At 67.1% G+C, this 20,743-nt stretch carries 20 protein-coding genes; 12 read left to right on the top strand and 8 right to left on the bottom strand.

Translation table 11 applies throughout. The features are described 5' to 3' along the window. Window position 1: 1 nt before the first annotated feature. Both AB7F11_RS11120 and AB7F11_RS11115 read right to left on the bottom strand, forming a co-directional pair. Window positions 2–1,783 (bottom strand): FAD-dependent monooxygenase, encoded by a 1,782-nt coding sequence (locus AB7F11_RS11120; RefSeq protein ID WP_428288412.1) that lies wholly within the window; start codon window positions 1,781–1,783, stop codon window positions 2–4. Window positions 1,784–1,792: 9 nt separating this feature from the next. Then, window positions 1,793–2,779: a tripartite tricarboxylate transporter substrate binding protein gene (locus AB7F11_RS11115; RefSeq protein ID WP_428288411.1), complete on the bottom strand. Its 987-nt coding sequence runs from the start codon at window positions 2,777–2,779 to the stop codon at window positions 1,793–1,795. A 27-nt stretch (window positions 2,780–2,806) separates the two neighbouring features. Here AB7F11_RS11115 and AB7F11_RS11110 point away from each other — a divergent pair, with 27 nt between their 5' ends. The 11 genes from AB7F11_RS11110 (at window position 2,807) to AB7F11_RS11060 (ending at window position 14,391) form a co-directional block, all read left to right on the top strand. Beyond that, window positions 2,807–3,655: a helix-turn-helix transcriptional regulator gene (locus AB7F11_RS11110; RefSeq protein ID WP_428288410.1), complete on the top strand. Its 849-nt coding sequence runs from the start codon at window positions 2,807–2,809 to the stop codon at window positions 3,653–3,655. 87 nt (window positions 3,656–3,742) lie between these two features. Further along, entirely contained in the window at window positions 3,743–4,957 is a 1,215-nt protein-coding gene (locus tag AB7F11_RS11105) for a cytochrome P450 (protein WP_428288409.1), read from the top strand. 3 nt (window positions 4,958–4,960) lie between these two features. Further along, window positions 4,961–6,184, top strand: a complete 1,224-nt coding sequence (locus AB7F11_RS11100; protein WP_428288408.1) for a CaiB/BaiF CoA transferase family protein — start codon at window positions 4,961–4,963, stop codon at window positions 6,182–6,184. Further along, the gene (locus AB7F11_RS11095) at window positions 6,181–7,101 is read left to right on the top strand and encodes a hydroxymethylglutaryl-CoA lyase (RefSeq protein ID WP_428288407.1); all 921 of its coding nucleotides are present in this window, start codon (window positions 6,181–6,183) and stop codon (window positions 7,099–7,101) included. Before AB7F11_RS11100 ends, AB7F11_RS11095 begins: the two co-directional genes overlap by 4 nt. Window positions 7,102–7,120: 19 nt before the next feature. Beyond that, on the top strand, window positions 7,121–8,101 hold the full coding sequence (locus AB7F11_RS11090) for an NADPH:quinone reductase (protein ID WP_428288406.1): 981 nt from the start codon (window positions 7,121–7,123) through the stop codon (window positions 8,099–8,101). Window positions 8,102–8,202: 101 nt separating this feature from the next. Beyond that, window positions 8,203–9,477 carry an aromatic ring-hydroxylating oxygenase subunit alpha gene (locus AB7F11_RS11085; protein ID WP_428288405.1) on the top strand — a complete coding sequence of 425 codons (1,275 nt, stop codon included), beginning with the start codon at window positions 8,203–8,205 and terminating at the stop codon, window positions 9,475–9,477. Then, on the top strand, window positions 9,477–9,989 hold the full coding sequence (locus tag AB7F11_RS11080; RefSeq protein ID WP_428288404.1) for an aromatic-ring-hydroxylating dioxygenase subunit beta: 513 nt from the start codon (window positions 9,477–9,479) through the stop codon (window positions 9,987–9,989). The genes AB7F11_RS11085 and AB7F11_RS11080 overlap by 1 nt, the downstream gene beginning before the upstream one ends. A 78-nt stretch (window positions 9,990–10,067) precedes the next feature. Further along, entirely contained in the window at window positions 10,068–11,234 is a 1,167-nt protein-coding gene (locus tag AB7F11_RS11075) for an acyl-CoA dehydrogenase family protein (protein ID WP_428288403.1), read from the top strand. Continuing rightward, on the top strand, window positions 11,231–12,037 hold the full coding sequence (locus AB7F11_RS11070) for a crotonase/enoyl-CoA hydratase family protein (RefSeq protein ID WP_428288402.1): 807 nt from the start codon (window positions 11,231–11,233) through the stop codon (window positions 12,035–12,037). The genes AB7F11_RS11075 and AB7F11_RS11070 overlap by 4 nt, the downstream gene beginning before the upstream one ends. Before the next feature lie 21 nt (window positions 12,038–12,058). Further along, window positions 12,059–13,210 carry an acyl-CoA dehydrogenase family protein gene (locus tag AB7F11_RS11065; RefSeq protein ID WP_428288401.1) on the top strand — a complete coding sequence of 384 codons (1,152 nt, stop codon included), beginning with the start codon at window positions 12,059–12,061 and terminating at the stop codon, window positions 13,208–13,210. A gap of 8 nt (window positions 13,211–13,218) precedes the next feature. Further along, on the top strand, window positions 13,219–14,391 hold the full coding sequence (locus tag AB7F11_RS11060; RefSeq protein WP_428300741.1) for an acyl-CoA dehydrogenase family protein: 1,173 nt from the start codon (window positions 13,219–13,221) through the stop codon (window positions 14,389–14,391). A 34-nt stretch (window positions 14,392–14,425) separates the two neighbouring features. Here the strand turns inward: AB7F11_RS11060 and AB7F11_RS11055 are convergent, their stop codons facing one another. From AB7F11_RS11055 to AB7F11_RS11035, 5 genes are read right to left on the bottom strand one after another with little or no spacing between them, the layout of a single operon-like run. Further along, a complete protein-coding gene (locus AB7F11_RS11055; RefSeq protein WP_428288399.1) occupies window positions 14,426–15,238 on the bottom strand; it encodes an enoyl-CoA hydratase-related protein in 813 nt (270 codons plus the stop codon). After that, entirely contained in the window at window positions 15,235–15,792 is a 558-nt protein-coding gene (locus AB7F11_RS11050) for a DUF2889 domain-containing protein (protein WP_428288398.1), read from the bottom strand. The genes AB7F11_RS11055 and AB7F11_RS11050 overlap by 4 nt, the downstream gene beginning before the upstream one ends. Then, window positions 15,789–16,952, bottom strand: a complete 1,164-nt coding sequence (locus AB7F11_RS11045) for a CaiB/BaiF CoA transferase family protein (RefSeq protein WP_428288397.1) — start codon at window positions 16,950–16,952, stop codon at window positions 15,789–15,791. The genes AB7F11_RS11050 and AB7F11_RS11045 overlap by 4 nt, the downstream gene beginning before the upstream one ends. Before the next feature lie 3 nt (window positions 16,953–16,955). Next, the gene (locus AB7F11_RS11040; RefSeq protein WP_428288396.1) at window positions 16,956–17,651 is read right to left on the bottom strand and encodes a transglutaminase-like domain-containing protein; all 696 of its coding nucleotides are present in this window, start codon (window positions 17,649–17,651) and stop codon (window positions 16,956–16,958) included. Between the two features lie 3 nt (window positions 17,652–17,654). Then, window positions 17,655–18,815 (bottom strand): acyl-CoA dehydrogenase family protein, encoded by a 1,161-nt coding sequence (locus AB7F11_RS11035; protein ID WP_428288395.1) that lies wholly within the window; start codon window positions 18,813–18,815, stop codon window positions 17,655–17,657. 138 nt (window positions 18,816–18,953) lie between these two features. Here AB7F11_RS11035 and AB7F11_RS11030 point away from each other — a divergent pair, with 138 nt between their 5' ends. Next, on the top strand, window positions 18,954–19,547 hold the full coding sequence (locus tag AB7F11_RS11030; protein ID WP_428288394.1) for a TetR/AcrR family transcriptional regulator: 594 nt from the start codon (window positions 18,954–18,956) through the stop codon (window positions 19,545–19,547). Window positions 19,548–19,550: 3 nt separating this feature from the next. Here the strand turns inward: AB7F11_RS11030 and AB7F11_RS11025 are convergent, their stop codons facing one another. Beyond that, window positions 19,551–20,708, bottom strand: a complete 1,158-nt coding sequence (locus tag AB7F11_RS11025) for an ABC transporter substrate-binding protein (RefSeq protein WP_428288393.1) — start codon at window positions 20,706–20,708, stop codon at window positions 19,551–19,553. Window positions 20,709–20,743: the final 35 nt, after the last annotated feature.

Below are 20,743 nucleotides of genomic sequence, written 5' to 3'. Positions count from 1 at the left end.
CTCAAGCCACCTGCAGCGTCTTGCGCAGCACCGAACGCAACACCGCCTGCAACTGCGAATCGGGGTCGGGATGGCCCTGCAGGGTTCGCCAGGCAATGATCTGGTCAGGGCGCACCAGCAGCACGCCGTCGTCGCCGACCTCGCGGATGCGGCGCCAGTCGTGCCGCAGGTCCTGCGCATCGCCACCGTCGCAGATCGACACCACCTCGATGCGCACGCCGAAGGAGCGTGCGGCGCGCCGGGCCGCGTCGACCCAGGGCGACAACGGGCGACCGGTGAGCAGCACGAACGCATCTCGCGGCACCAGGTCCTGGGTGGACACCTCTTTTCCGTCGCGCTGCAACCAGGCGTGCGGCAGGCGCGCACCGGGTCGGGTGGCGGGCACGTAGTGGCGGCCCGTGGGGTCGCGCCGGGGCAGCGGTGTGCCATCGGGCACCAGCGCGCCCAGCTCGTACTGCACACCGATCTCCAGGTCGTTGGCCTGGTACTCGGTGTTGTGCATCTTCATCACCTCGCGGAAGCGGTGGCGGCGCGACTCGCCGTCCTCGCTGTCGGCCAGCAGGGCTTCAAAGTTGGTCCGGCTGCGCTGCGGATCGCCCGGCACCAGGCCGATGGCCGCGCCGGTGAGCTGGTGGTTGGAGAACGTGAACAGGGCCCAGTTGACGTTGCGCTCGGCGGCAGGGCGGCGCTCGCTCTCGTAGGTGTCGAGCAGCGCGTCGCTGGCCTGGCCGCCGATCACCAGGGCCAGTTTCCAGGCGAGGTTGTGCGCGTCCTGGATGGCCGAGTTCAGCCCCAGGCCGGTGGTGGGCGTATGCCGGTGGGCAGCATCGCCCCCGAGAAACACCTGGCCGAAGCGGTAGCGATCCGCCAGCACGCCCTGCACGATCCAGTGCCCCACCCCCAGCACCTGGGGCTGCAGGTCGGGGATCTTCATCAGGGCACGCATGCGCGGGATCAGCTTGTCTTCGTTGAAGCGCTCGGGGTCGTCGGACTTGAAACTGAAGTGGAACATCCACTCCTCGGAGTGCCGGTCGCCTGTGGGGCCGAGCTTGCCCAGCACACCCGTGCCCCAGGACCCGGTATCGCCACCGGGTGCGGCCATCCAGTAGGCAAAGGAATCGTCGTTGTCCAGGTAGGCCGAGAGGTCGGCCCGGAAGTACATCGTCACCATGTCGATGAGTTCGGGCGTGCCCTCCAGTTTCACGCCCACCATCGGCCCGACGGTCTTGCCGCCGTCGGCGGCGACCATGTAGCGCGCGCGCACGGTGTGGGTCTCGCCCGTGGCACGGTCTTCCACCTGCGCCGTCACGCCCTGATCGTCCTGCTCGAAGGACAGCAGCGTGCAATCGAACATGAGCTTGCCGTGAGCCAGGGTCTCGGCGTGGTCGCGCATCAGCGGCTCCAGCCGAACCTGCGGATAGATGGTGCTCTCGCACGGGCTGTTGGCCTTGTAGTGCGCGCTGAGGGAACCGCCGCCGAAGGTCTCCATCTCGTAGAGCACCTTGCGATCGTGAGGGCCCTCGCCGCCCAGGCTGGTGACCCAGCGGGTGGTCGACACGTGCCGGATCGGCAGCGCCTTGGCATAGATGGTGTCGGCCAGGCCATGCTGGCGAAAGACCTCCATGGTGCGCTGGTTGAGGTAGCGCGCCTTGGGCATGGGTGAAGGCGTGGCGTGGCGCTCGATCAGCAGCGAAGGCACGCCCAGGTTGGACAGGAACATGGAGGTGGCCAGGCCGAAGCCGCCGCCCCCCACGATGAAGACCGGGGTCTCGAACGTGGCCATGGGCGCCCCTTATTCCGCCTTGATGCCGCGGTCGCGGATCACGTTGCGCCAGCGCACGGTCTCGGCCTGGATGTGAGCGGCGAACTGGCCCGGCGTGGAGGTCACGGTGTCGATGCCGGCGTCGGACAGCTTCTTTTTCAGCTCGGGCGCCGACACCGCCCTGGCGTACGCGGCGGCAATGGCCTGGATCACCGGCTCGGGCGTGCCCGCCCGCACCGTGAGGCCCTGCCAACCCTCCACGTTGAAGCCCTTGATGCCCGATTCGGCCACGGTGGGCACATGGGGAAAAAGTGCAATGCGCGTGGCGCCGGCGGCGGCGATGGGCCGCAGCTTGCCCGATTCGAGGTGCGGCTTGGCGGTGGCGCGGTCCAGGAACATCACGCCCACCTGGCCGCCCAGCAGGTCCTGCACGGCTGGGCCGCCGCCCTTGTAGGTGATGGCGATCAGGCGGGCCTTGGCCTCGCGGGCCAGCATCTCCATGGCCAGGTGGTGGGTGGTGCCGATGCTGGGCGAGGCGTAGTTCAGGCCGCTGGGCGAGGCTGCGGCGGCGGCCACCACGTCGGCCACGCTGGTGCCTGGCACCACGGCCGGGTTGGTCACCAGCAGGAAATCGAAGCGGGCCGCCATGGTCACCGGCGCCAGGTCCTTCTGCACGTCGTACTGCTGCTGCTTCTCGAACATGGTGGGATTGACCGCATACGTGGTCATGTCACCCAGCAGGATGGTGTGGCCATCGGCCGGTGCTCTCTGGGCCACGTATTGCGCGCCGATCATGCCGCTGGCGCCCGGGCGGTTGTCGACGATCACCTGCTGGCCGAGCGCTTCGCCCATGCCGGGGGCGATGGAGCGAGCGAAGAAATCGGTGCCGCCACCCGCCGGATACGGCACGATGAGCCGGATCGGCTGGTTGGGGAACCGGTCCTGGGCCAGCGCGGCTGGCGCCCAGGTGGTGGCGAGAGCGGCCAGGGCCGCGGCCAGAATATGTCGCTTGTTCATGCTTGTCTCCTTCAGAATGCGGGTGTGATGGCGACTCTATCTCCCGGCACCTGCAATTTCATTCCCCCTGCGGGGGGATCGCCCACGCCCGCGCGCTCGCTGGTTCACGCGCTGGAGGCCACCGGCACGGACCGGTTTGGCGCGACGTTGCTGAACCTTCTGCAGGAGACCTGCGGCGCGGACTATTGCGCGGTGTTCCAGCTCGGGCCCGACGCGCCCAGCGAACTCGTGACCGGCAGCCACGACGGCTCGGCCACCGCCCACGCCCGCGTCTCGACCTACCTGCAACGCCAGACCTGGGCCAAGGACCCGGCGATGGTGTACGCACAGACCCGCCTGCCGGTCCACCAGACCCTGCTGATGCGCGTGGACGTGAGCGACATCCAGGACGAGGACTTGCGCGAGGCCGTCTGGCCTCGCATCCGCGATCGTGTGGTGATTGCCGGCCGCAGCGGCCGCTCGGCCTACAGCGTGAGCATCCTGCGGGAAGGGCGAGGACGCTTCACGCCCGACGGCATTGGCCGGATTGCGGAATCGGCCCAGGTGCTGATCTCGGTGCTGGCCAAACACGCGGACCTCTCTGGCGCGGTCTTGCGACGCAGCGCCCAGTGCGATGTCTTCCGCTCGCTCGCCGACACGCAGGCCTGTCTCACGGCCCTGACACCCCTGGCAAGGCGCGAGGCCGAAGTCTGCGCGCGCATCCTTCATGGCCTGTCGACCCGCCGCATCGCGCAGGACCTGGGCGTTGGCGCCGAGACGGTGAAGACCTTCCGCAAGCTGGCCTACCGGCGGATGGGCATCGGCAGCGAGCGCGAACTGCTGGCCTGGTACCTCGGCCTGCAGGCGCGCTGGCGCACGTCGGAGGCCGGGGCCTGATGCCGCGCGGACCGCGTCCCCGGCGAGGGGACAGACGCGTGCGCTCGCGAGCCGCAAGATGCCAGGGCTGAACACCGAGGAGCCTTGATGAGCATGATCACCGAAAGCGAATTGCAGGAAGCGCCCGTCCTGGACATCGACCCCTACGACATGGATGTGCTGCGCGACCCCTATGCGTTCCAGGCGGCGCTGCGCGACGCCGGCCCCGTGGTGCTGATCAAGCCGCACGGCGTCTACGCCACAGGGCGGCACGCCGAGGCCAAGGCGGTGCTCGCCGATCACGCACGCTTCATGACCGGCGCGGGCATCGGCATCCAGGACATCCGGCAGCCGGGCGAGTTCCGCATACCGAGCCGGCTGCTGGAAGTGGACCCCCCCGACCACACCCAGGTGCGCGCGGCCGTCACGCGCGTGCTTTCTCCAGTGGCGATCCGCCGCTTCAAGGAAGGTTTTGCCGAGAGGGCCGAGGCGCTGGTGCAGAAGATGATCGACCTGCGCGAGTTCGATGCTGTCGAGCAGGGCGTCGAGGCTTTCGTGCTGGACGCCTTTCCCGCGGCCGTGGGGGTGCGCCTGCCGCGCACCGAGACCCTGGCCATCGGCGAGATGCGCTTCAACCAGAGCGGCCCGAAGAACGCGCTCTACCACGCCGCCATGGCGCGCGCTCAGCCGTACCTCGAATGGTTCGAGCAGACGGTGCAGCGCGACGCGGTGTTGCCTGGATCCATCGCCGAGATGCTGTTCCAGGCCGAAGACAAAGGCGATTTCGATCCAGGCGTGGCATCCAACATCATCCGCAGCTTCGTGGGCGGCGGCACCGACTCCACCATCGCTGGCATGGGCTTCACGCTGCACCAGCTCGCGCTGCATCCCGATCAATGGGCCAAGGTGCATGCCGACCCCAGCCGGGTGAAAGCCGCGTTCGAGGAAGGCATTCGCCACGAGGCGCCGTTCCAGGTCACGTACCGCACCACCGTGGGACCCACGAGCGTGTCGGGCATCCGGCTCGACGGCGACATGAAGCTCGGCGTGTTCCTGGGCGCGGCCAACCGCGATCCCCGGCACTGGGACCGCCCCGATGCCTTCGACATCGAACGGCCTCAGCTCGCGGGCAACCACCTGGCCATGGGGACTGGTGCGCACGCCTGCATCGGCCAGATGATTGCGCGCGGTGAGTCCGAAGCCTTGCTGGGCGCCATGGCGCGGCGCATCAAGGCCATCGAGCTCACCGCCAGACCCACCTATCGACCGATCAACCAGATGCGCATGCTCGACAAATTGCCCCTGCGCGTGACACCCGCCTGACGCATGCCCGACACCGACGCAACTGCCCACAGCCCGCTCGCGGGTCTCAAGGTCCTCGAGATGGGCCAGCTCATTGCCGGTCCGTTTGCTGCCAAGACCCTGGCGGATTTCGGCGCCGACGTCATCAAGATCGAACCCCCCGGTGCCGGCGACCCCTTGCGCAAGTGGCGGCTGCTCAAGGACGGCACCTCGGTCTGGTGGCAGGTGCAGTCGCGCAACAAGCGCTCGGTCGCACTCAACCTGAACGAGCCGTCGGCGCAGGACATCGTTCGCAAGCTGGCGTCCGAGTGCGATGTGCTGATCGAGAACTTCCGGCCCGGTGCCCTGGAAGGCTGGGGACTCTCGCCCGATGTGCTGCTGCAGGCCAACCCGCGCCTGATCGTGCTGCGCGTGAGTGGCTACGGGCAGACCGGGCCCTACCGCGACCGGCCAGGCTTCGGCGTGGTGGCCGAGGCCATGGGCGGCCTGCGCCACCTCACTGCCGAACCCGGTCGCGTGCCCGTGCGCGTGGGCGTGTCCATTGGCGACACGCTGGCCGCGCTGCACGGGGTCATCGGCATCCTGCTGGCCTTGCAGGAGCGGCAGCGGTCTGGGCGGGGCCAGGTGATCGACGTGGCGCTGTACGAAGCGGTGTTCAACTGCATGGAGAGTCTGCTGCCCGAGTACAGCGCGTTCGGTGCGGTGCGCGGCGCGGCTGGCAGCGCGTTGCCGGGCATTGCCCCGAGCAACGCCTACCGCTGCCAGGACGGCCACTACGCGCTGGTCGCAGGCAATGGCGACAGCATTTTCAAGCGCCTGATGGGCGCGGTGGGCCGACCTGATCTCGCGGCCGATCCTGCGCTGGCAGACAACGCGGGGCGCGTGGCGCGCGTGGCCGAACTCGATGCCGCCATCGGCGACTGGACCGCCCGACACGACGTGGCCGAGGTGCTGGCCGCACTGGACGCGGCCTCGGTGCCTGCGGGCCGCATCTACACCGTGGCCGACATTGCCGCCGACCCGCACTACCAGGCGCGCGGCATGCTGGAGACCGTGCGCATGGCCGATGGCAGCGATCTCACCGTGCCCGGCATCGTGCCCAAGCTCTCGCGCACCCCCGGCGGCCACCGCCGCAACGCACCCGACGTGGGCCAGGACACCGATGCCGTGCTGCGCGAGATCGGCCTCACGCCCATGCAGATCGACGAGCTGCGCCGGCGCGGCGTGGTGGCAGGAGGCCCTGCGTGAGCCGCGTCTTTTTTCACGAGGTCGTCACCCGCGACGGCTTCCAGATGGAGCCAGAATTCGTGCCCACCGATGCCAAGGTGGCGCTCCTGGATGCGCTTTCGGACTGCGGCTACGCGAAGATCGAGGTGACATCGTTCACCTCCGCCAAGGCCATTCCCATGCTGCGCGACGCCGAGGAGGTGATGGGACGCATCCGCCGCGTGCCCGGCGTGGAGTACGCGGTGCTGGTGCCCAACCTGCGCGGCGCCGAGCGCGCGCTGGAATCTCGGGCCGATGAGCTCAACCTGGTGATGTCCTGCTCCGAATCGCACAACCAGGCGAACCTGCGCATGAGCCGCGCGCAGAGCTTTGCCGCCCTGTCAGACGTGATCCGCATGGTGGACGACCAGGCGGCGGTCAATGTGTCGCTCTCCACCGCCTTCGGTTGCCCGATGGAGGGCGACGTGCCGCAGGCCACCGTGCTCGAGCTGGCGCAGCGCTTTGCCGACCTGGGCGTGCGCGGCGTCACCGTGTGCGACACGACCGGCATGGCCAACCCGGTGCAGGTGCAGGCCATGGCCGAGGCGCTGCAACGTGTGCTGCCCGCATCACTGCAACTCGTCATGCATTTCCACAACACCCGTGGCATGGGCCTGGCCAACGTGCTGGCCGCGGTGCAAGCCGGCATCGTGCGGTTCGACGGTTCGCTCGGCGGCCTCGGCGGCTGCCCGTTCGCGCCGGGAGCCAGTGGCAACATCGCCAGTGAAGACGCGCTGCACATGCTGCAGACCATGGGGCACGACACCGGCGTCGATCTCGAACGCCTGCTCGCCGTCTCGCGCGACCTGCCAGCCGTGGTGGGGCACGACGTGCCCGCCCAGGTGAGCAAGGCCGGGCCGGTGTGGCAGCTCCACCCGGCGCCCTGCGCGCCAGCCTGAAACCTTCCTCCAGAGCACCATGCGCGCTGCCTGCTACTCACACCAGGGCCCTGCGCCCGAGGTATTCACCGTCGGCGAGCAGCCGACACCCGAGCCCGGGCCAGGCGAAGTTCGCGTGCGCCTGCGCTGGTCCGGCGTCAACCCGTCCGACTGGAAGACACGCAAGGGGGGCGGTGGGCGCAAGCTGATGGCGCCCCTGATCATTCCTCACAGCGACGGTGCAGGCGTGATCGACGCGGTGGGCGAGGGTGTGCAGGCTTCGCGCATTGGCGAACGCGTGTGGATCTGGAACGGCCAGTGGAAACGCCCCTTCGGCACAGCGGCTCAGTGGATCGCGCTGCCGTCTGCGCAGGCGGTGAAGCTGCCCGATGGCGTGGACGAGGAAGCCGGCGCCTGCCTGGGCATTCCGGCCTTCACGGCCATGCACGCGGTGCGCCTGGCTGCGCCCCACCCCGGCACCACGGTGCTGGTGGCCGGTGGTGCCGGTTCGGTGGGCCACTACGCCATCCAGATGGCGCGGGCACGCGGCGCCACGGTGATCGCCAGCACCAGCTCGCCCGCCAAGGCCCAGCACGCGCTGGCCGCCGGGGCGGACCATGTGTTCGACTACCGCTCCAGCGATTTCGCCGCCCGGGTGAAGGCGGCCACCGGTGGCGCCGGTGTGGACGCGGTGATCGAAGTCAACCTCACCGCCAACGCAGCGCAGTACCCGGGCCTGCTGAAGGCGCATGGCCAGGTCGTGGTCTACGGCATCACGGGCGCCGAGGCCACGCTGCCGGCGCTGTGGCTCATGCAGAACAGCATCGCATTGAAATTCTTCATGATCTACGACATCCCCCCGGTCGACCGGGAGGCCGCGCTCAGGGAGCTGGACGCGCTCCTGCGCGCACAGCGGCTGCGCCACACGGTGGCCCTGCGTCTGCCACTGGACCGCATTGCCGAGGCGCACGACATCGTGGAGCGCGGGGAGTTGATGGGGCACGTGCTGCTGGAGGTCTGAACGTGCGCGTTCCTTGACGCAGGTCAAGGTCCATGGGGTCATGGCTCTGGATCATATATAGACCGACGCGTCGGTTTAACCAAACATCCAGAGGGACACGCATGACTGAGGCCATCATCACCCCACCCGCCCGGCGGCACGACTGGGCGCACCTGATCCAGCCCGAACAGGTGCATGGATCCATCTACACCGATCCCGCGATCTACCAGGAAGAGTTGCGCAAGATCTGGCAGCGCACCTGGGTCTATGTGGGCCACACCAGCGAAGTTCCCAACCCCCACGACTTCGTGATGAAGTCCATTGGCCCCGACCCGGTGCTGATGACACGCGACAAGGACGGCCAGGTTCACCTGTTGCACAACCGCTGCCCGCACCGGGGCAACCAGGTGTGCGAGAAACACCGCGGCAACCAGAAGAGTTTCACCTGCAACTACCACGGCTGGAACTTCGGCATCGACGGCAGCCTGCGCGGTTACCCGTTTCCCTCCGGCTATGCGCAGGACCAGCGCAAACAGCTCGGCCTGGGCAAGGTGGCCCGCGTGGGCATCTACCGAGGCTTTGTCTTCGGGTCGATGGCCGAGGAAGGGCCCACGCTGGAGGAGCACCTGGGCGGCGCGATGCAGGCCATCGACAACCTGTGCAGCAACTCGCCCGAAGGCGAGGTGGAGGTGACCTCGGGTTTTCTGCAGCACAAGGTGCTGGCGAACTGGAAGTTCGTGATGGAAAACGAGACCGACGGCTACCACCCTGCCTTCGTGCACGCCTCCATCTTCGACGTGGCCGAAAGCCAGATCGGCTCGCTCTACGCCGACACCTCCTCGGCGGTGACGCGCTACTTCGGCAACGGCCACAGCGAGGTGGACCTGCGCCCGGAATTCCGCCTGCGGGACCAGCCACTGTCCTGGTTTGGCACCGCGCCCGAGAAGCTGCCCGACTACGTGGCGAAGATGAACGCCGCCTACGGCGAAGCAAAGGCTCGCCAGATCATGGTTGACGGCACGCCGCACATCATGATCTTCCCCAACCTGTTCATCGCGGAAATCCAGATGTTCTCGATCCAGCCGCTGTCGGTGGGTGAGACGGTGCAACACGTCACGGCGCTGCAGTTCAAAGGTGCGCCGGACTTCAACCGGCGTCTGCGCCAGCAGACCATGGGCTCGGTGGGCCCGGCCGGTTTCCTGCTGGCCGACGACGCCGAGATGTACGAACGCTCGCACCGCGGCGTGCAGGAGCAGAAGCCCGAATGGGTGTACCTGGCGCGCGGCAGCCACCGGGAGCGGCTGGACGAACAGGGATACCGCATCGGCCATGCCACCGACGACCTGTGCTCGCGCGGCATGTGGCAACACTACCGTTCATTGATGGAGGCCGTGTGATGGGCGCTTCGGACCGCATGATGACCACCGACCTGGCCGAGCTGGTGCGCTACCACGGGATCACCCAGTTCCTCTACCGCGAGGCCCGCCTTCAGGACGAACACCGCTTCCTCGAATGGGAGGCCTTGTGGACGGACGACGCCACCTACTGGATACCCGCCAATGGAGAACAGACCGACCCCGAGCTCGACATGTCCATCCTTTACGACAATCGCTCGCGCATCGGACTGCGCATCCGCCAGTTCCTCACTGGCAAGCGCTACAGCCAGATGCCCACGTCCCGCTTGCGCCGCGTGATTGGCAACGTCGAGGTGCTGGGAGACGAGCCCGGCGGCACACGCGTCACCGCCAACATGGTGCTGTATGAATCGCACCGGCGCGGCCAGACGGTCTGGGCCGCCCGCAACGAGTACCTGCTGCGCCAGGTCGATGGCCAATGGCGGCTCGCGTTCAAGAAGGTGGCACTGGTGAACAACGACAAGGCGCTCACGACCATGGCGTTCCTGATGTGAAGCAGGACGGCGTTGCGTCTGCAGCCTTCGGGAAATCCATTAATAGTCCGCCGCGTCGGTTTATTATATGATCCCGACATGAGCCACCCCACGTCCTTCGACGACCCCCGCATCGTCGAGTTGCGCGAAGCCGCCCGGCGCCATGTGCGAAACCACATCGAACCCCATGGCGATGCCTGGGAGCAGGCCGGCACCACCCCCCACGAAGCCTTCCGGGCGCTGGGCGCCGAGGGGCTGCTGGGCCTGTGCCATGCCGAGCGGGACGGTGGCCGGAATCTGGGGCCTGTCGGCTCCGTGGTGTTCTCAGAGGAGCTCTCGGCCTCGTCGTATGGCGGTGTGGCGGAGGCGGTGCTGATCCACACCGACATGTCGTCCACCCACATCGGGCATCGCGGCTCGCCCGCGCAGCGCGCGCGCTACCTGCCTGGCATGTTGTCTGGCGAACTCATCTGCGGCATTGCTGTCTCGGAGCCTGAAGCGGGTTCCGACCTTGCAGCGCTGCAGACCACGGCTCGCCGCGACGGCGATGGCTGGGTGCTCGACGGGGTGAAGACCTACGCCACCAATGCCGTCCATGGCGATGTGATGGTGGTGGCAGCTCGCACCAATGCCCATGTCAAGGCCACCCGTGGCATCTCGCTGTTCATCGTGCGGCCGGACACGCCTGGCCTGCAGATCAGGCCCATGCCGCGCAAGCTCGGTCTGCATTCGTCGGACATCGCCGACATGGTGTTCACCGGCGCGCGGCTCCCCGCCGACAGCCTCCTGGGCGAGGAAGACGCCGGTTTTCACGCGATCCTGGAGAACTTCCAGAACGAGCGGCTGGTGCTGGGCGCCATGGCAGTGGGCCTGGGTCGCCGTGCACTGCAAGTGACACTGGCTCACGTGAAATCGCGCCGCGCATTCAGCGGCACGCTGTGGGATCTGCAGGCCACGCGGCAGCGGCTGGCCATGCTGTCCGCGCGCCAGCAAGCCGTGGCGGCGCTGGTGCACCAGACCGCCGTGCGCGTGGCGCAGGGGCAGGACTGCGTGCGCGAGGTGTCGATGGTGAAGGCCCTGGCTGGCGAGACCGTGCAGGACGTCATGCGCGAGTGCCTGCAGTTGCACGGCGGCGCGGGCTACATGGCCGATTGCCCGCTGGAACGCATGACCCGTGACGCACGCATCCTGACCATCGGCGGCGGCGCCACCGAGGTGATGCTGGAAGAAGTCGCCAAACGCCTGACAGAGGAGTGTTTTCAATGAACCACGACCCACGCGTGAAGGTGGAAGTGGGCGACGACCATGTCGCCCGCGTCACCCTGGTGCGCACCGATAAGTCCAATGCCCTGGATGGGCCCATGTTCGACGCCATCATCAACGCCGGCGAGCGGCTGCGCGCCGACCGCAGCGTGCGCGCCGTGGTGCTGGCCGGCGAAGGCAGGGGCTTCTGCGCGGGCATCGACATGCAGGTCCTGGCCGACATGAAGGACGGCACCATCGCCGGCACACGCGACCTGGTGGAACGCACCCACGGCCTTTGCAACCGGTTTCAGCACGCGGCCTGGATCTGGCGCGAGTTGCCCGTGCCGGTGATCGCGGCCGTACACGGCTTCGCGCTGGGTGGCGGACTCGAGCTGGCGCTGGGTGCGGACATCCGGTACGCCACACCCGAGACACGCATGTCCATCATGGAGGTCAACTGGGGGCTGGTGCCCGACATGGCCGGAAGCGTGCGTTTCTACGACCTGATGCGCGACGACATCGTGCGCGAACTGGCCTTCACCGGCCGCACGTTCGATGCCACACAGGCCCAGGGCTATGGCCTGGTCACACGCGTGGACGCCGATCCGCTCAGCCTGGCCCTGGCCACCGCGCGCGAGATCGCGGGGCGCAGCCCCGACGCCGTGCGCGCGCTCAAGCGGCTGTTCGCCGTGCAAAGCTCGCCCGCCGCCGCTGCCGGCCTGCTGGCCGAATGTGTGGAACAGCAAGAGCTGCTGGGCACACCCAACCAGCTGGAAACCGTGCGCGCCTCAAACGAGAAGCGCTCCCCTGTCTTCTCCGACTGACCTCTTCCTCTGGAGCTTCCCGTGCTGAACCTCGACCAGGACTATCTTTCCGACGAACACCGCCAGTTCCGCGAACAGCTCAGCCGCTACATCGCGCGGGAGGTGGTGCCCCACGGCCTGCAGTGGGAAGCCGCCGGCACGCTGCCGCGCTCGGTGTACCGGCAGATGGGCGAGCTGGGCTTTCTGGGCCTGGCGATCCCTGCGGAATACGGCGGCACCGAACTCGACGCACTGGCCACCGTGGTGTTCGGCGAAGAACTCGGGCGTTCCAGCTTCGGCGGCTTCGGCTCGGCCGTGTCGGACCACGCCGACATGGCCGCCCCCGTGATCGCGCGGGCGGGCAGCGAAGACCTCAAACGGCGCGTGCTGCCCGACATCGCCTCGGGCAACAAGATCCTGGGCTTTGCCGTGACTGAACCCGGCGGCGGCTCCGACCTGACCCGCATGAAGACGAGCGCCACGCGCAGCGGCGACCACTGGCTGCTGAACGGCCAGAAGACCTTCATCACCAGCGCGGTGTCGGCGGACGTGTTCATCACAGTCGCGCGCACCGATCCACAGGCCAAAGGGGGCAACGGTTTTTCCGTTTTCCTCATTGAAAAAGGCGGCAAGGGCTTCACCGTCGGCAAGAACTTCGACAAGACCGGCTGGTGCTCGGCCGACATGAGCGAGCTGTTTTTCGACAATTTCGCGGTGCCGGCCGCCAACATGCTGGGCGAGGAAGGCAAGGGTTTCTACATGCTGATGCAGGGGCTGGAGCGCGAGCGCATGAGCCTGTGCGCCCAGTGCATCGGCATGATGGAACGCGCCATCACCATCACGCTGGAACACGTGAAGTCCCGCGCTGCCTACGGGCGCACCTTGTGGGACCTGCAGGCGATCCGCCACGAGATGGCCGGCTACGTCAGCGAGGTCAGCGCCGCCAAGCTCATGCTCTACCACGCTGCGGCGCGCAAGGTGCGCGGCGAAAGTGCCCGTCTGGAGACCTCCATGCTCAAGGCCCAGGTACCCCAGTTGCTCAAGCGCGTGGCCGATGGCTGCGCGCAGATGCATGGCGCGTCGGGCTACATGCGTGGCACCGAGATTGAACGCATCTTCCGCGATGCCCGGCCCTATTCGCTGGGCGGCGGTGCTGCCGCCGTGATGCTCGACGAAGTGGCCAAACTGCTTTGAAAACGAACTTGCGAAGTGCCGTGACCGAGTTTGACCTGATCGACCCGCCCTGCATCACCGAGGAACTTCGCCTGCTGCGCGACCAGGTGCGGCGCTTCGTTGCCGAAGAGGTGTTGCCCGTGGCCGACCAGTGGGAGCGCGAAGGCTGCATTCCGCGGTCCATCTTTCGCCGGCTTGGCGCGCTGGGCCTGCTGGGCATGCGCCATCCCGTGGAGCACGGCGGCACCGACATGGGCCCGGTGGCTTCGGTGTTGTGGGCCGAGGAACTGGCCCGCAGCGGCTATGGCGGCCTGCCGGCCTCCGTGCTGGTACATACCGACATGTCGTCCACCCACATCAGCCGGCGTGGCAATGAGGAACAGAAGTGCAAATACCTGCCGGACATCATCCGTGGCGAGAAGATCGTGGCCATCGCCGTCACCGAGCCGGGCGCCGGCTCGGACGTGGCGGGCATGAAGACCCGCGCGGTGCGCGACGGCGATCACTGGGTGATCCAGGGCACCAAGCTCTACATCACCAACGGCGTCTACGGCGACATCTACATCGTGGCTGCCCGCACCGACCCCGAGGCCAAGGGCAGCCGCGGCATTTCGCTGTTCATCGTGGAAAAGGGCACACCGGGCCTGGTGGTCGCGCGCGAGCTGGAAAAGCACGGGGACCTGTGCTCGGACACGGCCGAGCTGTACTTCGACAACCTGCGTTTGCCCGACACGGCCATGCTGGGTGAACTGAACAAGGGCTTCTACGCCGTGATGGACAACTTCCAGAACGAGCGTCTGGTCATGGCGGGCAGCAGCATCGGCGCCAGCATGCGGGCCATCGAGCTCACGCTGGACCATGTGCGCACACGCCAGGCTTTTGGTGGCACGCTGTGGGATTTGCAGGCCACGCGCCAGAAGTTGTCCATGCTGGCGACAAAGGTGGCCGCCGCGCGAGCGCTCACCTATTCGGCCGCCGAGCTGGAGGCGCTGGGCAAGGATTGCGTGCGCGAGATTTCCATGGCCAAGGTCTTTGCCTGCGAGGTCAACGTCGAGGTGGTCAACAGCTGCCTGCAACTGCATGGCGGCAGCGGCTTCATGCGCGGCATGGCCATCGAGCGCATGACCCGCGACGCACGCATCCAGACCATCGGCGGCGGCGCCACCGAGGTCATGCTGGAGGAAGTGGGCAAGCGCCTCTGAGGGATGGGTGGCCGGTTTCGGCCATCCGGCGCCATCAGCGGCCGCGAAACACCGGCTTGCGGCGTTCGACGAAGGCGCGCATGCCTTCGGCAAAACTCTCGCCGTCAATCAGTGCCGCCTGGCGCTGGCGCTCCAGCTCGAGCTGCGCTTCCAGCGAGTTGCGTTCAGCGGCATCCAGCATGGCCCGTGCCTCCAGGATGGCATGGGCCGGCAAGGCCGCCAGCTGGGTGGCCAGCGCCATGGCTTCCTCCTGCAGGCGGTCGTCGTCCACGCAGTCCCAGATCAGGCCCCATTCGGCCGCCTTGTCGGCGCTGAGCCTGCGCCCGGTGAGCATCAGGCCCGCGATGCGGGCGCGCCCGACCGTGCGTGCGCCCAGCCAGGTGGCGGCAAAGTCCGGCACGATGCCCAATGCCGGCACAAACGGCAGGTAGAAGAATGCGGAGCGCGCAGCGATCACCATGTCGCCCACCAGCGCCAGCCCGAAGCCGCCGCCGGCCGCTGCGCCATTGACGGCGCAGACCACCGGCACCGGCAGGGTGCGCAGGCCGTGGAACACGGGGTTGCCGGTTTCACCCATCATGCGGCCCACGTAACGGCCCAGGCTGTCGCCCGGCGCCATCTGCGCGGCGCGCTGGCTGAAATCCTTCAAGTCGGCACCGGAGCAAAAGCCGCGGCCGCGCGCTGTGAGCACCAGGGCGCGAATGGAGCGGTCGGTGCGGACATGCGCAATCACCTCCAGCAGCCCGGCCTGCAAGGAGGCCGACAGCGGGTTCATGCGTTCGCCTTCGTTCAGCGTGGCCACCGCCACGCCGTCATGGATCTCGAACAGGACGGAGCCCTCGCTCATGGTGTCGGCTCCTTGGATTGCGCCGGGAAATAGGTCTTGACGATATGCCCGTCCAGCCGCAGCGCATGGCAACCGCCCAGCGGTGAGGAGCGTTCGGCGCTTCCCTGGGGGTCCACGGTGGTGAAATCGCTGTCGGCCCAAAGCATCTGGAAGGCGACGCTGGCCATCAGCGGCAACAGTTCCGTCATGTGCGAACACCCCTGGGTACCACGGAACATGCGCTTGACCTCACGGGTGAAGCCCGGCTCGATGCGCATGCCCACCAGCCTGCGGTAGCCGGCCTCCACCTCCATGCAGTCCGGGTAGGGGTTGTGCTCGCTGTAGGCGCTGGCATCGACGATGCGACGTTCACCGTCCATGGTCACGCGCACCCGCATCTGGTGGATGGGCTCTTCCGGTGGCACTTCTTTGTTGACCAGGCGCAGCCGCGTGGGTTTGGTGTCGATCAACAGGCCCTCGATCTCGAACAGGCCGTCTTCGCGCAGAAAGCCTTCGCAGCTGATGCGACGCAGGTGCAGCCTGCGGCGGGCAGCGGGTGGGGGCGCAATGCTCATGCGGGCAGTTCCGGGTGCGCCACCTGCGCGCCCACCAGTTCTTCGATCTCGCTCGCCGAGTATCCCGCCTGGGCCAGCAGCTCCAGGGTGTGCTCGCCGGTGCGTGGTGCCTTCGCGGGCAGGGCAGATGGCGTGCGATCAAAGCGCGGCGCGGGTGCGGGCTGCAGCACACCATCCTGCCGCACGAAGGTGCCGCGTGCGGCGTTGTGGGGATGGTCGATGGCTTCGTTCATGGACAGCACGGGTGCAAAACAGGCGTCTGTTCCCTCCAGCAGTTCGCACCACTGGGCGCGTGTGCGGGTGAGGAACAGCGCCGCCAGCTTGTCGCGCAGCGCGGGCCATTCGCCTTGTGCCCATTGCTGCTCGAAGTGTGCGTCGGTGATGCCGCACAGGGCCAGCAACTGCCGGTAGAACTGAGGTTCGATGGCGCCGATGGCGACGTGCCCGCCATCCCGGCAGGCGTAGGTGCCGTAGAAATGAGCGGCGCCATCCAGGAAGTTGCTCTCGCGCTGGTCCTGCCAGAAACCCTTGGCCATCAGGCCGTACTGGGCGGCCATGAGCAGTGCGGCGCCGTCGGTCATGGCGGCATCCACCACCTGGCCTTCACCGCTGTGCCGAGCCTGGTTGACGGCGGCCAGCACGCCCAGCGCGAGCAGCATGCCTCCGCCCCCGTAGTCACCCACCAGGTTGAGGGGCGGCATGGGCTGGTCGGCCTTGCCGATGGCGTGCAAGGCACCGGTGAGCGCCACGTAGTTGATGTCGTGCCCCGCCGCCTGCGCCAGCGGGCCGGTCTGGCCCCAGCCGGTCATGCGGCCATACACCAGCTTCGGGTTGCGCGCATGGCATTCGGCCGGCCCCAGGCCCAGCTTCTCGGCCACGCCCGGGCGAAAGCCTTCCACCAGGACGTCGGCCTTTTCCACCAGTTTCAGAACTGCCTGCACGGCACGCGGGTTCTTCAGGTCGAGCGCAAGCGACTGGCGCCCACGGTCCACCACGCTGTCGTTGCGCATCAGCGCCTCCAGCCCGCCGCGTGCGGGCACGGGGGGTCGGTCGATGCGGATCACCCGCGCGCCCATGTCGGCCAGCAACATGCAGGCAAAGGGCCCCGGGCCGATGCCGGCCAGCTCGATGACGGTGAGATGGGACAAAGGTCCGGGCATGGGTCAGAGGCCTTCCACGTCGATGCGGCTGCGCCGGCCGCTCCACAGACTGGGCGGGTAGTAGCCGCCCCAGTCGTCGTCGATGCGCTGGTAGGGAACGTCGGACCACACGCCATGGTCGCGCAGGTACTCCATGTGGACCGAGCCGTCTTCCTTGTACTGCTGCAACACGGCATCGTGCAGGCCATCGAAATCCGTCGGCGGCACCCGCATCAGCGTGCACAGCTCCTGGTTGAAGGCGGGCACGGCCTTCAACCAGCGGCCCTCGATGTGCAGCGCGGCCCAGCCGTGGTGCATGAACACTTCGCGGTGGCCCATGATCTTCTGAAGCCTGGGCGTGCTGAAATGGTTCACCACATCGGACAAGCCGAGTGCTGCCGGAATGCCCAGCCACCGCGCGCCAGCGATCAGCAGCACCGCCTTGGGGATGCAGAAAGCGCCACGCTCGCGCACCACGGTACTGGCACGAAAGCATTCCGGCGTCATGCGCATGGAGTAGGGCTCGTAGCGCACCTGATCGCGCACCGCCGTGAACAGCCTCACTGCCTGCTCACGGGGCGTGGTGGCGCCTGCCGTGGCTGCGCGCACGAAGGCCACCACCTCCGGCTGCTCGAAATCGAAGAAGCGAGTCGGCGCGAGGTACAGCGGTCCCGGCTCGGGCCAGCCGTAGGGCGTGAACACCTTGTCCGTGAGCTGCATCGTCTACATCCGCTTGGCGACTTCTTCCAGCATCACCTCGGTGGCGCCTCCACCAATGGTCAGGATGCGGGAATCGCGCGCCATGCGTTCCACCGGTGTGCCGATGATGTAGCCCGTGCCGCCATGCAGCTGCAGGCAGGTGTGGACCACCTCCTGCAACGTCTCGGCACCGAACGCCTTGAGCATGGAGACCTCGCGCACCGTGTCCTTGCCCTCCTCGATCATCTGGGCGCACTGGTAGGTGAGCGCGCGCACCGCGGCCGCCTTGGCCGCGATCCATGCGATCTTGTTGCGAACCACTGGCTGGTCCCAAAGCGACTTGCCAAAGGCCTGCCGGTTGCGCATGTAATCCACGGTGAGTTCGATGGCCTTGGAACTGGCGCCCGACACCAGCGCGCCCACCACCAGCCGCTCGTTCTGGAAGGTGCTCATGATGTAGTAGAAGCCTTTGCCCTCTTCGCCCAGCAGGGCATCGTGGGGCAGCTTCAGGTCGTCCAGGAAGAGTTCGGCGGTGTCGGATGAACGCCAGCCGTGCTTCTCGAACTTGCGCGCAATCTTCAGCCCCGGGTTGCCCTTTTCGACAATGAACAGCGAAATGCCCCGGCTGCCCTTGGCCTCGGGGTCGGTGCGGGCAGCCACAATGTAGATGTCGCCGTAGACGCCGTTGGTGATGAAGGTCTTGGAACCGTTGAGCACCCAGCCATCGGCGGTTTTCACAGCGCGCGTCTTGAGCCCGGCCACGTCCGATCCGGCGTGCGGCTCCGTCACGCAGACGGCGCCGACCTGGCTGCCGGCGCAGGCGGCGGGCAGGTATTTCTGCTTCTGCTCGTGCGTGCCCCGGTGGGCGATGTGCGAGATGGACATGTCGCTGTGCACGGTGAGGGCTGAGGCCACGCCGCCGAAAGTGGAGCGCGCCAGCTCCTCCCCCAGCACCACCGAAGCAAGCGCCCCCAGGCCGCCGCCGCCATATTCGACCGGGTGTCGCATGCCCAGGAACCCCATTTCACCAAGCTCGCGAAACACGCTGCGCGGGATCTCGCCAGAGGCCTCCCAGGCATCGCCGTGGGGCACGATCTTTTCATTGACGAAGCGGCGCACCTGCTGGCGCACCATGCGCAGGTCTTCGTCCAGGATGTCGGGTTCGCTGAATTCGAATTCGGTCATGGCATGCGGTGGGTTGATGTGCGTCAAGGCGCAACGGGTGAGCGCCAATTATAGTCCGGCGCGTCGGTTTATTTATTTTAGATGCGCTCGATGCCCTCCGCAAGCGCATTGCTACACTCGCGTCCGACAGGAGAAGCCATGCCCCGTGTACGTTCGGACGACTACGAATCCAAAAGCCAGGCCATCATGGACTGCGCTGCCGCGCTGTTTGCCAAGGAGGGCTATCCGTCCGCCAAGATGCAGGACGTGGCGGCGGCCTGCGGCGCGACGAAGTCCATGCTCTACCACTACTTTCCCACGAAGGACGACCTGCTCTTCGCGATGCTGATGGAGCACCTGGAGCGTGTGCTGCAAGGGGTGGACGAGGCGATTGCCAGCAAGGGATCGGCGCGCGAGCGGCTCTCGGTGCTGGTCGAGACCTACACCCAGAAGTCTGCGCAGTCGCGGCGAAGGCACATGATTGCCATGCAGGATGTGAAGTACCTGCCCAAGCCGAAACAGGCGCCACTCATCGAGCTGCAGCGCAAGCTCACCGACCGGGTCTCCGATCTGCTGAAGGAACTCAACCCGGGGCTGCCCGAGGGTGTGTACAAGCCCTACACCATGATGCTGATCGGCATGCTGAACTGGACCGACATGTGGTACCGCACCGGTGGCACCATGAAGCCCCAGGAACTGTGTGACCGCATGTCACGGCTGTTCCTGAAGGGCTTCATGGCCGAGAAGGCCTGAGCCTTACTCGACGGTCTTGTAGGTCGCGGCCGCCGGATCGGCCTTCAGCAGAAACAGCTTGGGCGCAGCCAGGTGGTTGGTGGGGCTGAAGCTGACCGGCGTCATGGCACCGGTTTCCAGGTTGCGCACTTTCTCCAGTTCCGCCTTGGTGCAATCCCAGGTCAGCGCCTTGCCGCAGCGGCCCATGGCGTCAAACAGGGCGCGGGTGGCCGAATAGCCGGTGAAGGTGTAGCGGTTCACACGCGCCAGCTCTTCGGGCGCCAGGAACTTGCCCAGCTTTTCCTGGAAGTCCTTGGCCTGCGGAGACCCTTCCAGGTACACGTAGTCCACGGTGTACACGTTCTCGGCGGCCGATCCCATCATCTTGGCGCTCGCCGGTACGCGAGAGACGTAGGTCACGCCCGTCGGGATCTTGTGGCCGATGCGTTCGAGCTCCTTGGTCATGGTGACGTTCTCACCCAGCACGCCGCCCGCCATCAGCGCCTCGGCGCCGGCCTGCTTGACCTTGAGGATCTCGGAAGAGAAATCCTGCTGGCCCTTCTTGTAGATCTGGGTGGAAACCACCTGCAGGTTCTTGGCCTTGACGGCGCGCTCGAACCCGGTTCGCACGTTCTCGCCGTAGTCGTCGTCCTGCGAGATGAGGGCCCACTTCTTGCCCGGGTACCGGTCGGCCATGCGCGACACGAGTTCGGCCACCGCATCGGCCATGTCGTAACCCACGGCAAACACGTTCTTGATGACCGGCTTGTACAGGCCTTCATAGGTGGTCAGCGGTGCCATGGCGGGAATGCCCGACTGTTGAATCAGCGGCATCGCTGCCTGCGCCTGCGCCGTGCCGGACACGGAGGTGAGCGCAAACACCTTGTCGCTGTTGATGAGCTTGCGCACGCCCTGCACGGTGCGCGAAGGCACATAACCATCGTCTTCGGAGATCAGGCGCAGCTTGCGGCCGTTGATGCCGCCGGCCGCGTTGACCTCGGCCACGGCGGCCTTCACGCCCAGGTTGTGCGCCACGCCCAGCAAAGCCGGCGGGCCGGTCAGTGGCAGGATGTCACCGATCACGATCTCGGTGTCCGTGACGCCTTGCTGCGCCAGGGCTTGCCCGCAGGCAAAGGCGGTCAACAGGCTGAGGAAAGCGAATTGGGGAAGTCTCCGGTTCATGCTAGCTCCTTGTGATGATGGCACCTGCCACCGTG

This window comes from Hydrogenophaga sp., assembly GCF_050250835.1.
Classification (GTDB): domain Bacteria; phylum Pseudomonadota; class Gammaproteobacteria; order Burkholderiales; family Burkholderiaceae_C; genus Hydrogenophaga.
This window is presented reverse-complemented; position numbering and strand designations above follow the sequence as displayed.

Excerpts from the sequence above, each read along its gene's own strand:
- AB7F11_RS11035 (WP_428288395.1), bottom strand. The coding sequence starts at position 18,815 with ATGACCGAATTCGAATTCAGCGAACCCGACATCCTGGACGAAGACCTG.
- AB7F11_RS11120 (WP_428288412.1), bottom strand. The coding sequence starts at position 1,783 with ATGGCCACGTTCGAGACCCCGGTCTTCATCGTGGGGGGCGGCGGCTTC.
- AB7F11_RS11110 (WP_428288410.1), top strand. The coding sequence starts at position 2,807 with ATGGCGACTCTATCTCCCGGCACCTGCAATTTCATTCCCCCTGCGGGG.
- AB7F11_RS11045 (WP_428288397.1), bottom strand. The coding sequence starts at position 16,952 with ATGCCCGGACCTTTGTCCCATCTCACCGTCATCGAGCTGGCCGGCATC.
- AB7F11_RS11075 (WP_428288403.1), top strand. The coding sequence starts at position 10,068 with ATGAGCCACCCCACGTCCTTCGACGACCCCCGCATCGTCGAGTTGCGC.
- AB7F11_RS11025 (WP_428288393.1), bottom strand. The coding sequence starts at position 20,708 with ATGAACCGGAGACTTCCCCAATTCGCTTTCCTCAGCCTGTTGACCGCC.
- AB7F11_RS11070 (WP_428288402.1), top strand. The coding sequence starts at position 11,231 with ATGAACCACGACCCACGCGTGAAGGTGGAAGTGGGCGACGACCATGTC.
- AB7F11_RS11040 (WP_428288396.1), bottom strand. The coding sequence starts at position 17,651 with ATGCAGCTCACGGACAAGGTGTTCACGCCCTACGGCTGGCCCGAGCCG.
- AB7F11_RS11050 (WP_428288398.1), bottom strand. The coding sequence starts at position 15,792 with ATGAGCATTGCGCCCCCACCCGCTGCCCGCCGCAGGCTGCACCTGCGT.
- AB7F11_RS11085 (WP_428288405.1), top strand. The coding sequence starts at position 8,203 with ATGACTGAGGCCATCATCACCCCACCCGCCCGGCGGCACGACTGGGCG.
- AB7F11_RS11030 (WP_428288394.1), top strand. The coding sequence starts at position 18,954 with ATGCCCCGTGTACGTTCGGACGACTACGAATCCAAAAGCCAGGCCATC.
- AB7F11_RS11100 (WP_428288408.1), top strand. The coding sequence starts at position 4,961 with ATGCCCGACACCGACGCAACTGCCCACAGCCCGCTCGCGGGTCTCAAG.
- AB7F11_RS11080 (WP_428288404.1), top strand. The coding sequence starts at position 9,477 with ATGGGCGCTTCGGACCGCATGATGACCACCGACCTGGCCGAGCTGGTG.
- AB7F11_RS11105 (WP_428288409.1), top strand. The coding sequence starts at position 3,743 with ATGAGCATGATCACCGAAAGCGAATTGCAGGAAGCGCCCGTCCTGGAC.
- AB7F11_RS11055 (WP_428288399.1), bottom strand. The coding sequence starts at position 15,238 with ATGAGCGAGGGCTCCGTCCTGTTCGAGATCCATGACGGCGTGGCGGTG.
- AB7F11_RS11090 (WP_428288406.1), top strand. The coding sequence starts at position 7,121 with ATGCGCGCTGCCTGCTACTCACACCAGGGCCCTGCGCCCGAGGTATTC.
- AB7F11_RS11115 (WP_428288411.1), bottom strand. The coding sequence starts at position 2,779 with ATGAACAAGCGACATATTCTGGCCGCGGCCCTGGCCGCTCTCGCCACC.